The following is a 12511-nucleotide window of genomic DNA, read 5'->3' as shown; positions in this document are numbered from 1 at the left end:
AAGCAAGTCACATGAAAAAGTCATTATATATTCTATTAGCATCTTTTGTTCTGCTTCAATCATGTAAGTCAGAATTAGAGATTGACGACCTGCAGTCATTAGACGAAGAGCAGGTCTGGAACGACCCCAACCTGGTAAATGCGTACCTAGCGAACCTATACGCGATTTTTGGTAACTGGGAAACCATCGCTGACCGATATAGCGAGCAGCTGGTGGAACTTGAATTTACGAGTAACTATGTTACCATCGCAAACGGAACCCTCAAATCTTGGGACTATACAGAGATACGCGAGATAAACACAGCGATCGAGAAGGTTGCCCTCAGTACGGGATTATCCGACGAAGAGAAAAACAATGTCACTGGACAAGCACTTTTTATGCGCGCCTATGCTTACTTCGATATGGTAAAGCACCATGGCGGTGTTCCCTATATCACCGCAACGCAAGACTTAAAGAACGACGAGCTTTCGGTTCCTCGTAACAGTACAAAAGAATGCTTCGAGCTTATAGTTAAGGATCTGGATGACGCAATTGCCCTTTTACCCAAAACAATTGGCAAAGGTTCGGATGATTATGGTCGGATTGACGGTAACTTCGCTGCGGCATTTAAAGCAAAAGTCCTCCTATATAAGGCTTCGCCACAATTCAATCCATCAAATCCTTTTGGCAACGCCTACTGGGCAGAAGCTAATATCGCAAACAAAGCAGCATACGAACAGCTCAAAGCAGAAGGATATGCGCTCACTCCAGACTATTCGAACATCACCCTTAGTGAAAAAGGCCCAGAGGTAGTGTTTGCCGTCATTAATTCATACCCAAACAAAGTAGGAAATTGGGACAACGGTGTACGTCCGGGGTCAGAAAGTCGCGGTACAGCTAATGCTGTTCCGAATTGGGATTTTCTCAAAACCTTTCCGATGAAAGATGGAAAGCTTTATAGTGACCCTACAAGCGCTTATCACAAAACAGAAGAAGAGTTCCTACAGAGTTATTGGGAGAATAGGGATCCAAGATTTGAAAAATCCGTTGTTTGGAATGGTAAGTTGTACGAAGTATCGGGAAAAACAGGTAAACGACAGTATACCGCACTGGGTATCGCGGACGCCCTAGATGATTTTGGGGTTAATCCCAAAGCAAACGTAAGCTCAACAAATCTCTCGCGTTATAGCGGATTTTTCATCCTTAAAAACAGCAAGTTATCATTAAAGCAAACAGAGGTGCAAACACAATATGACGTAGATTTTGTCTTGATGCGCTTCGCCGAGGTTATGCTTAACTACGCCGAGACAGCGAATGAAACGGGCGACCAAGCGACAGCGATAGATATGCTCAAACAAATTCGAGAGCGTGCAGGAATAGAGTCCGGTGCTAACGGTCTTTACGGCATTGATGCTTCTAGCAAGGCAAGTATACGTGATGCTATTCTAGCTGAAAGGAATATCGAATTCTGTTTCGAAGGGCACAGATTCTGGGATTTACGCCGTATGCGTAAACTAGATCTTCTTGACGGAAGCACTAAACATGGAGTGGAAGCTATCGCAATCAATGCAAACGGGACTGATATGAGTCTTACGGCTGCTAAAGCATTAGCTGATGAATACCAGCTTGTCGAAAACCAATTCCGCTATTCTGTTCTTCAGGTGCCAAACACCGGAGAGAAAATTTCCAGAGTACCAGAGACCTACTACTTCTTTCCAATACAGCAGTCAGTTCTCGATAAGAGTCCCGCGGTAAAACAAAACAACAACTGGGGAGGAGAATTTAATCCGACAATGGAATAAAATTTGCCCTCTTGATAAGTCTGAATCACCTGTCAGTATAGAATTTCTATATCGACAGGTGGTTTCTGATTAACTATCTATGTTCATGCCTCCTATCGCATACAAGGGTAGATTTGTCATCCAACTCTCCTTACGATAATTGCTCATCGAAGTTCGGATAGCCAACTCCGGATTATATTTCGTACAATATACACGTAAGCTTTTTGCATGTAGATTTTCTTCGGCTTTCACCTCAACTGGAATAATCTTATTTTGAATTTGAACTAAAAAGTCTATCTCTGAGCTTCCATTTTCGGCGGACCAATAATGCAAGCTAATATCCTTTCGAGTAGCCAATTGTTGTGCAACGTATTGTTCTGTTAACGCGCCTTTAAATTCTTGAAAAATATGGTCTCCTTGCAATATGGTTTGAGCATCCAACGCAGACATCGCTCCAAGCAATCCGACATCAACCATAAACAGCTTGAAAATCCCAAAGTCTTCATAAGCTTTAAGCGGTAATGCCGGCTTGGTAACTCTGAAAACTTGTTGTACCAACCCGCAATCGATGAGCCATGTCAACGCCAATTCATAATCTTTAGCACGTGAGCCTTGACGAATTATGCCATAAATAAATTTTTTATTTTCTTTAGCCAATTGCGCAGGAATCGAATGCCATAGACTCCGAATTCTAGGAACTATTGCTGTGGGTGCATATTTTGAAAAGTCTTGTTCATAGGATACCAAAATTCGATTTTGAATAGCGCGTATTTCTGAAAAATCAAGATTTTCCTTATATGCCAATACCTCCTCAGGCATTCCCCCGATATAATAATATACGCGCAACAGCTCTTTGTACTTCGAGGAAAATGACTGTGCCAGCGTCCAATTGTTTTGCGTTAACAGTTGTTTCAGAGGAGTTTGATCAATCGCCTCTAAAAACTCATGAAAGCTTAAAGGATACATATCCAAGAAATCCACCTTCCCCACTGGAAAAGACCTGTGTCGGTTTAAGACAACCCCTAAAAGTGAGCCCGCGCATATAATATGATATTCCTGGGCGTTCTCTTGAAAATATTTTAATGCAGTTACTGCTTCAGCGGACTCTTGTATTTCATCTATGATGATTAATGTATTCTTTGGGTCAATAATAACTCCAGTTGAAATCTGAATACCGGCTATAATACGCGCAGTGTCAAAATCGACAAGAAATAAGTCCCGAACAAGGGGATTGCTTTCCAAGTTGACGTATGCAACGCGCTCGTAATTACTATTACCAAATTCCTTCATTACCCACGTCTTGCCGACTTGTCTAGCCCCCCAGATCAGCAAAGGTTTTCGGCTTTTACCTACTTTCCATTCCTGTAAATATGCTAATGCTTGTCGTCTCATATCACATAAACTCGTACGAGTTTATGTAATATTTAACATTTATTCGTACGAGTTTTTGTTGACATCAACACTTTTCTGAAGGAGTTTTTTATTTTACTTTAATGTTCTAGAACACAGCTCTTATAGAGACAGTATCCATGAAACCATTTCTTTTACATCGCTTTCCTCTAATCCAGGGTGAGCCGCCATGGCCACTTCACCCCAGTTTCCGCTTCCGCCATTCATAATTTTCTTTGTCAATAAATCTGAGGCGTCTTTATTATCACGGTAACGCTCCGCAACAGCTTTATACGTAGGACCGACCGATTTTTTGTCCACCGAATGGCAGGATTTACAATCGGAAGCAGCTATCAAGCTTTCGCCCTTGGCCATTACAGGTTGTTGATGACCCATCGTGGTGTTTCCTGCCTGCGCCCCAGCAGCCCCTGCGCTCACCTTTGCTGCAGGATTCGCTGAATAGTCTATTCGGGCAAGTCCCGAATCTTCATTCTTACTAAACCAGCCACTACCATATTCCAGAACATATATTTTCCCATCTGGTCCTACCTCCATATCAATTGGAGAATTAAATTTGATCTGCGGGATAAACGGCTCCATCTTGTTGAAGTCTCCATTAGGTAGCATTGAGACCGCTTTTACCCATCCTCGAATCCAGTCATAGATGATTAACTTTCCGTCATAATAATCGGGATAACGCGATTCGCTCGGGTAAAGCTCTGTATAATATACTGGTCCCGCCATCGCGTTTCGTCCACCAGACGCGACCTGAGGGAAGTCGGGTGAAGCGGCATAAGGATACCAAATGAACGCCGGTCTGGCCGAAGGAAGCTCCGTAAGCCCAGTATTATTCGGAGAATTGTTAACCGGCTTTTGAGGATCATAAGTTGAGCCACTCTCTCCAGTGCCATAATTGAATTCATAATATGAATAATTGTTGCCAATAAAAAATGGCCAGCCAAAAAATCCCGCGGTACGTGCTTGATTCACCTCATCATATCCCCTAGGCCCCCTTTTTTCACCATCCTCACTGGCGTCGGGGCCTACATCTCCCCAATACAAGTATCCGGTTTTCTTATCTATAGAAATCCGATACGGATTGCGCATACCCATTGCGTAGATTTCTGGCTTCGTTTTTTCCGTTCCTGGAGCAAACAAGTTACCTTCTGGAATATCATAGGAACCGTCAGCATTAATCTTAATACGCAAGACTTTGCCACGTAAATCGTTTGTGTTGGCCGAGCTACGCGACACATCGTACTGTTCATGACCTGGTCTTAAATCTCGCGGCGAATATCCTTTGCTAACGTACTTTTCACCCGGTTCATCAAATGGCGTCGAATTGTCGCCTGTGGAAAGAAACAAAATATTGTCTTTGCCGAAAGCTAACGATCCTCCTGTGTGGCAGCATATATCGCGCTGCGAGTAAAACTGCAATATAATTTTCTCGGAAGACATGTCAAGCTTGTTATTTTTAAAAACGAAGCGTGAAAGCCTATTCACAGAGGTGTCCTTCGGACTATAGAACGTATAAATATAGTTGTTATTGGCGAAATCGGGATCGATAGTTAGACCCATAAACCCCTCCTCAGCGTTTACATTTGGAACCTGAGTCTCGTGATAAACATCTAATAAACCGACTTGGTTAACCGAGTTTGACTCCTTGTTGAATAATATCAATTCACCGCGGCGTTGCGCAATAAGTATATCTAAATTGGGAAGAATAGCCATTTCGGTTGGCTCATAAAATTCTCCCTCGGCCATAGAGACCTTTTGAAATCCTTCAGCGGCAGGAACGCGAAGTGTGGTCGCTTTACTATAGTCCAGCTCCGGATTATTTCCAATTGCGTATTTAATACCGCCAAGCAGATGCTCTAAAAAAGTAGGGTCTGAATAATTCGAGGCTTGACCTCCTATGCTGGTATAGAATGACCTTCCGCCATCATAATCGTGATACCACGATACGGGCGCCTTGTCAACCTGAGGCGCAAAAACGTCAGTCTCCACAGTTAACAACACATTCACCTTATCATAGAACTCTTTAAAAACATACCACTCATCCTTTATTCTCCACCCTTCCGGAATCGTTTCACTAGCTGCGTGCTTTTTGTCTACAACAACAATACTACCTTCTTTCGCATCAGTTGATACATCAGAGAAATAACCGCCCACGAGTCTTCCGTACCATCCCCAGTCTATTTCTGTATTTGCAGCTGAATGTACTCCGACAAATCCTCCCCCGGCATTTATATAGCGCTGGAAATCGGCTTCTTGATAATTGTTTAAGGCATCTCCAAGGGTATTCAAAAAGACAACAGCCGAATAATTCATTAAGGAGTCTTCAACAAAAAGTGCTGCATCGGAGGTTGTATCTACAAGGAAATCGTGCTGTTGCCCTAACTTTTCTAGAGATACAAAAGCAGACTGTCTCGCATCCGAAAAAGTACTATCATTACTATAAACAAGGATCCGGGGTGTTCCTGACCGCGTCTTTTGGCAAGAACTAAAAATCGCTGCAAAAAGGAGCAGTGCAACAGGGATCGACAATAGAGTTTTATTCATGTGACTGTTGTTATACGTGTTTAGGTTTCGATCTTAAATTTGCAAAAATAATTTGAGTTCTGTTGCATCAAAATTTAAGTTTCTTGAAAAAGCCCTAAAATCGATAAAAAATCGTTCCGACAGCACACAAATTGGTCGACTATTGCTTTTCTCACAAAGCAATAGTTATATAAAATTGCTTTCTATAGTTAACAAAAAATAGTATATTTGCTTTATAAAGAAAGCAATATGGAAGAATTATTACTAGAGTTTCAAATAAAAATAACCCGTGTATCGTTAAATATACAACGTTATCTTATTGATAAAATCGACTTAAATAATCGCCTTATTGTGATAAAAGGCGCAAGAGGTGCTGGAAAAACGACTTTACTTTTGCAGCTAGCAAAACTGAACTTACCATTACAATCAACATTGTACATAAGTCTCGATCATATTTACTTTTTTGAAAATAAACTTTATGATTTGGCGAAACAATTTACTCAGTTCGGAGGAACGCATCTACTACTCGATGAAGTCCATAAATACCCCAACTGGTCAAGAGAGATAAAACTGATTTACGACAATTTCCCTGAGCTTGCTGTTATTTTCACTTCGTCCTCTATGCTCGAAATATATAAATCCGAATCAGATTTAAGCCGAAGAGCAGTCTCGTACTATCTCAAAGAAATGTCCTTTAGAGAGTTTATTACTTTTGAAACCAATGAAACATTTTCCTCTTACACACTGACCGAAATTTTAAAAAATCACAATACCATCGCAACAAAAATTCTGACAGAAATAAAACCTTTACCATTATTCGAAAAATACCTAAAAATAGGAGCTTATCCATACTACAAAGAAAATGAAGCTCATTATATCCAGAAATTGCAAAACACTATTAATCTCATCATCGAAATAGATATCAACGCCGTAGAAGATCTACAATACGACACATTGATCAAATTGAAAAAATTGCTCATCACGGTCGCTTCGAGCGCACCGTTCACACCCAATATCACCAAATTGAGCGAGAAAATAGGGGTATCTCGAAATTTGCTGGTGCAAAGCATAAAAATTCTCGAACGAGCCGGACTTGTCAGTGAACTCTATAAAGACACTTCGGGTATTGGAGTGTTGACCAAACCAGAAAAATTGTATTTGAACAATAGCAACCTAATGTATTCCCTAGCAAAAGACAATACGAACATAGGAAATGTTCGTGAGACGTTTTTCTTAAATCAATTCAAAGGATTACATGAAATAAATCTTTCAGAAACAGCAGATTTCATAATTGATAAAACCTACACCTTTGAAATTGGAGGAAAAAATAAAAGTAAAAAGCAAATAGCAAATACAAAAAACGCCTACGTAGCCAAAGACGGAGTTGAGATAGGCTTTGGAAATGTAATTCCAGTTTGGCTTTTTGGATTTATGTATTAATTTTTAAATTGATAGACACTTTTCGGAAAAATAAAATACAATAAGATAATGCCCCCATTTGTCTCGGTTACGAAAGTAAAAAGTATTAGATTTTCCTGAATTGGAAGGAAATCGAACGGTAGTCAAACGAATGACATCATACGTTGTTTTACTGCTATGAAACGAATGAGGTTTTTTAGAGGAATGAGCAAACGGCAATACTGGTCATTTCGATGGTTCTTCCTATATCCGCTTGCAGTTATCTTGATTGGGAGACTAATTATATGGTGCGTCCTTCTATTTGATCGTCAAAATTGATAGTCTAGAAACAGTAGGATTATATTATCGTTATAAAAATACCAATATAGGAAAGCAAATAACCGTTCTAATTTGCTTTAATAAACATTTTTCAGCAACTTGCTCGTAGGGTTCAACAATGCTGATAAATAAAGTTGAAATCCCTTAAGCGACACTCCATTTCGAATTAAGGAACAAATACTAACTATTGCTGTTAGTATATCATATGACTACAAAAAAATCTGTAAAATCTTGCTTGCGCTGACCATGACACTATGAATGAAACAATTAAAATCGGAATTATTGATATCGACGAGCATGCGCGTAAAGATATTAATCGCTTAGTGAGCGAATATAATACCGAAAACAAGAACCTTACTATCGACATACTTTTTGAGAGTGAGAAATTAAGCCCGTCGAAAATACAACGACCACCACTTCCAGATCTTTTGATTCTCGATATCGAACAGCAAGACTTCCGAACCGTTGAGCAGATTAAGAGAATATATCCAAATATTGACGTTATCGTGGCTACGAAAATTCAAGACATTGCCACGGTCCGCAAATCCTTCCGCAACGGTGCTATCAGTTACCTATGCAAACAAACCTGTATGCCCCTGTTAACAGACGCGATAGTAACGATTCATCAGGGAGGATCCTATGTCAGCCCCAAAATCTCAAGAGCTCTTATAAACCAATTAAGAGAAAGCAAGAAATACGAAGATCTGCTGACGACAAGAGAAATGCAGGTAGCGAACGGCATAGTGGAAGGGATGAGTTACAAAATGATTGCTCATCGCTACGAGCTCTCTTTAGACACTGTACGGATATACGTTAAGCGGGTATACAGAAAACTCAATATCAACAGCAAAGGCGAGCTAATAGCACAATTAGCCGTATAAAATAGAAATTAGTAACATAAGCATGTGACCTACTTTATTTCAATATTACTGTCATTACAATGATCTTTGCCAAGATATGAACGATTTGAGAAACCAATACCTTTGGCCATTCTTATTAACCTGCTTCTGGACACTCACTTTCGTTACTAATGGAATTGGCCAGCAGCGTTATGACGTTTCCTATCATTTCGCCATGGATTCGATTCCCTTATCGGGTCCCCAAACATTCTCCAACAAAATAACCATATCTAATCATACACAAAAACAAATTGTGCTATTGGCATCTGCAAAGAACACTACGGCGCTCAGCGGTATAATTAGTCTACCCCTAAAAATTATACTTCAAGCAACAGAAACAAAAACCTTCCCCTTAAAATATGTGGCAAACAGACAAACGGTAACTACTGTCACTCAGCGTTTCACAATTCACCTTGATTCAGAAGATCCTAAGATAAGTATACAACCGGAACAAACCTTTTACACCAAACTACAAAACGCGCGCCCGATAACAATAAAACCAGCGCAACAGGAATATTATATTGATCCCGCGACCGGTCAGTTACAACTTTTATTGCGGCTGCTAAACACTGGCCTTGTCCCACAGACCATCCAACCCTCCTTCTCCGGTTTTCCGCCAGGCTTCGAGATCATTGGGGAATCTTTACCCTTAACGCTTCCTGCAGGTGGGCAAACCCTCCTCACTTATACGGCAAGTTCCACCGTATCCCGTGTTGACGCTGATTTTGATTTACGCGTACAAGCACTGGGTTCCACCGGAAAAGTTCTTGCAAGCAGCTCGATGCGTATTATAAGTCCTGGGAGTGTAAAGAGATTTGGTTCGAATACCGCGTTGCAAAATCTCCCGCTTCGAAACTCCATCGCTATGCGGTACATCGATATGGGCAACTATTCACAGATATACCAGCTACAAGGGAATGGAGGTATCGATGTACACAAAGCAGGGACACTCGATTACCGGATGACTGTAGACTATTACCAACAACAGAACGGATTCAACATCTACGATTCTTATATAGATTACCAGAGCAAAGACTGGGGTATTAAACTTGGGAATATCTATGAAAATCTGGATCAATCTGTAAATGGTAGAGGGATAAAAGCAAGCTATAAATTTGATTCTGAGCGTTCAATTAGTCTCTATGCTGTAGATAATAGATATATGCTTTTTAGTGAGATGTTTAATTTCCTTGACGGCGGCGAAACGTTCGGTGCAAGATATGCTGAGGGTCCCCGATACAACGAGCGCAAAAGCATCACTTTTCTTCATCGAAATGAGGCGTTCAGAGGTGTAAAAAGTGATTTAGCTAACGTAAAAAAAAGATTACTACTCGAGAAAAACCGAGAGCTCGTACTCGAAGGCGGCCTTAGCTCAGAGCGTTCACAGTTAAGCGAAACCAAGCTCGGTGGTTCCATCGGTGCAAACTACGATTATATGTTCGGCAATTACCAGCTAACAAGCATAAACTATTACAGCTCCCCCTATTATTCGGGACTCCGTCGGGGGCTCTCCCAAAGTGACACCCGTATCAGTAGGATCCTAGAAAACAAAAACCGCTTGACAGCAAGAATAAGTTACATGGACAATAAGCCTGCCTATCGAAATGGATATACGAACTTCTACTCTAGCAACAGTAATCGCATTCAGATTTACGAAATCGGATACCTGTTAGGCTTGAAACAACTACAGCTGGAACTCCGCCCCTACTATATGGCACAAACTGCCAACTATCAAAATTGGTTTCGTCAGACTATTTCGCCTACCCTTGCCCATTCCCGTTCAGCGAGGCTCGCAGCGAATGTCAATTTCTTTTCGAAAGGCCACCGGTTTTCAATGCTTACCGATTATGGCTACACTTCCCTGCATCTTTCTGACCAAGAAAATACAGCGTTCCATTCCCTAAGACTAACCGGGAACTACACTTATCAACGGTTTGGATTTAGTACATTCATACAACTAAAACCTTATTATTTAAGCGATCTATTCTCTATATCGCGTGCGACCGACTATAGCATTTATACATTCGGACCCAATGTACATTTCTATGCTTTCGGCGGAAAACTGCAAGCGCAAACCGCCGCAATGTATAGCCACTATGGATTTTCCGAATCCAACAACTTCTCCTTAAACGCAGACCTTCGCTGGCAACTTAAAAACAACTGGAATCTAACCGGACAAATCTACTACACAGTTATCAAAGCGAGCGACTTCTATAACACCTACAATTCAGAACAGATAGGCTCTTCTCCCGTTCCAAATTATAGATTTGATAACCGCCAAATCCGGATAGGCATTGAGAAACACTTTGGACGCAAAGGAAAACAAAAAGGATATAAATTACAATTAACCCTCTACGGAGACGTCAATAATAACAAGGAAAAAGAAGACGATGAACTTCCTGCAGAAGGGGTATTGGTAAAGATAGGTAGCCAAGGTGCAGTTACTGATAGTAGAGGGAACGTTAAATTTCTAAACATCAACGGCGGAAAGCACTCCATCCAAATCCAAAACAACCAAGGCTGGGTATCTCAAGGCCCTGTTGATATCGTTATAACCAAAAATAGAACATTAGAACTACCCCTTATCAAGACAAAGAAGGTCAATGGCCGCATAACGGTTGCTGTCAATAAATATAATAAAACAACTCCGGCGCTTGCCGGCATACGAATCAACGCAGTAGACAGACACGATAGAGAATATCAAACTTTAAGCGATGCAGATGGCAATTATACCTTTTACTTACCCAAAGGTAACTATACGTTCTCTATTTCTAGCGGAGGTATGTCTTTTTCCATTAAGAATCCATCTTTACGTATTTATATAGGTGAACAAAAAAGCATTCAACTTCCTGATTTTATTTATAAGGATGAGCGGCGAAAAATAGGAATTAAACGCTTCTAAGGTGCCACTATACTAAAAATAATATCTGCAGAATAGTTTCCCGAAGGCTTACCAAGAAGCTTCTCCGCCTGACTAGCTGGAATACTAAAGCGCACGCCAAAGCTTCGATCAATCACGGGATTTGCATTATCAATGAGGGGTTGGGCGGTACCCGAGAGCGTTACTGTATTCATATCTGTTTGGGCGACAGACGGGCCGATTCGCAGAACGCTCAATGGAATATTATTATCTAAGGAATTGAAGGCTGATGAGGTCGACCGAACAGTTAAATTATATGGGGTTGTTTTACTAACGCGTAGATGTGTCGGAATATCAACAGAGACGCCATTAACGTAGTCTAAAGCAGTATTGAAATCTAGGTTTATTACCTGCTGACTAGCTACGATTTCGGCAAGGTCGCTGACAAGAACTTCTAAGCCGCTAGTTGCCTGCGCTTGTGGAACCCCGGCGGGACTTCCAACGACTGATTCGTTATAACTATAGGTAACTGGAAGAAAATATGTTCCAGCTTGCAAAAAACTATTCGTAAGCTGGACTGCGTTAATACTATAGGTATTCGTTAGCACCTGATTGTTGCTCGTAAGGGCAATACCAGAAGGAGTGGTTAGCGCTTGATCGCTCGTAGACAGCGATACAGGAGTTCCTGTGGAAACAGACGTTAGCCCCACGGTAATAGCCGAAACGGGAGACAATGGCAAGCTATTATACGGAAGCGATGTACTAAAATTAAATTGAGAACCTTCCGCCCTTATACTTGGAACGTAGGGAACTGTCGTGCTAACAGGTATAATTTGGTTTACAGAAATAACGCCGGCAGATCTATAATAATTTAAATCGTCAATTACTAAACTTGCTTTAGCTAAGGTGGGCTGCACGCTAATAAATCCCGGTATTTGAATATTGAGCGCCTGAGAAGAAGGGGCGATGGATCCCGGGATAAGTACCCCTCCGACCGAAAAGCTAACATTTGATACATACAGCCCTTGTTTCCAGATGAAACCGGAAGTAGGGATCCGGACGTTTGCTACAATTGGACCTGATGCAAGGTTCGCCCCCAACACGCCAACATAAATAGGTTGGGCCGCAGTTGTTAATGGTACTTCTGTATGAATACCCAATAGTTGTAGGCCGTTGATCGACAGAAGGCGTATATTTATCCGGTTAAGCGGAATTGTTTCACCGGTACTTTTCAAAAAACTTGACGTGTTAGCTTTAACACTAAATGTTGGTAGCAATGACACGCCGAGGCTATAGTTGCCAACTACCACAGAAGAATTAAGTTG

General features: G+C 41.1%; 7 protein-coding genes. 4 read left to right on the top strand and 3 right to left on the bottom strand.

The genetic code is table 11. The features are described from left to right. The first annotated feature begins 11 nt into the window (after positions 1-11). Positions 12-1781, top strand: coding sequence for a RagB/SusD family nutrient uptake outer membrane protein (locus tag HP439_RS03555; protein WP_172388974.1), 1770 nt, complete (start codon positions 12-14; stop codon positions 1779-1781). A gap of 69 nt (positions 1782-1850) precedes the next feature. On the opposite strand, the gene HP439_RS03550 is transcribed toward HP439_RS03555, so the two are convergent. Beyond that, positions 1851-3152, bottom strand: a complete 1302-nt coding sequence (locus HP439_RS03550; protein ID WP_172388973.1) for an ATP-binding protein — start codon at positions 3150-3152, stop codon at positions 1851-1853. Positions 3153-3272: 120 nt separating this feature from the next. Then, complete coding sequence (locus HP439_RS03545) at positions 3273-5711, bottom strand: ThuA domain-containing protein (RefSeq protein WP_172388972.1); 2439 nt, start codon at positions 5709-5711, stop codon at positions 3273-3275. Positions 5712-5939: 228 nt separating this feature from the next. Here HP439_RS03545 and HP439_RS03540 point away from each other — a divergent pair, with 228 nt between their 5' ends. The 3 genes from HP439_RS03540 to HP439_RS03530 all read left to right on the top strand — a co-directional run bounded on the left by HP439_RS03540 (position 5940) and on the right by HP439_RS03530 (position 11228). After that, positions 5940-7130, top strand: coding sequence for an ATP-binding protein (locus tag HP439_RS03540; protein ID WP_172388971.1), 1191 nt, complete (start codon positions 5940-5942; stop codon positions 7128-7130). Positions 7131-7681: 551 nt separating this feature from the next. Then, positions 7682-8308 (top strand): LuxR C-terminal-related transcriptional regulator, encoded by a 627-nt coding sequence (locus tag HP439_RS03535; RefSeq protein ID WP_172388970.1) that lies wholly within the window; start codon positions 7682-7684, stop codon positions 8306-8308. Between the two features lie 76 nt (positions 8309-8384). Further along, complete coding sequence (locus tag HP439_RS03530; RefSeq protein WP_172388969.1) at positions 8385-11228, top strand: MSCRAMM family protein; 2844 nt, start codon at positions 8385-8387, stop codon at positions 11226-11228. Here the strand turns inward: HP439_RS03530 and HP439_RS03525 are convergent. Beyond that, positions 11225-12511 (bottom strand): hypothetical protein (locus HP439_RS03525; protein WP_172388968.1); only part of this gene is annotated, 1287 nt, incomplete at its 5' end. The two genes, HP439_RS03530 and HP439_RS03525, sit on opposite strands and share 4 nt — an antisense overlap.

The sequence above is a fragment of the Sphingobacterium shayense genome (assembly GCF_013179575.1).
Taxonomy (GTDB): domain Bacteria; phylum Bacteroidota; class Bacteroidia; order Sphingobacteriales; family Sphingobacteriaceae; genus Sphingobacterium; species Sphingobacterium shayense.
This window is presented reverse-complemented; position numbering and strand designations above follow the sequence as displayed.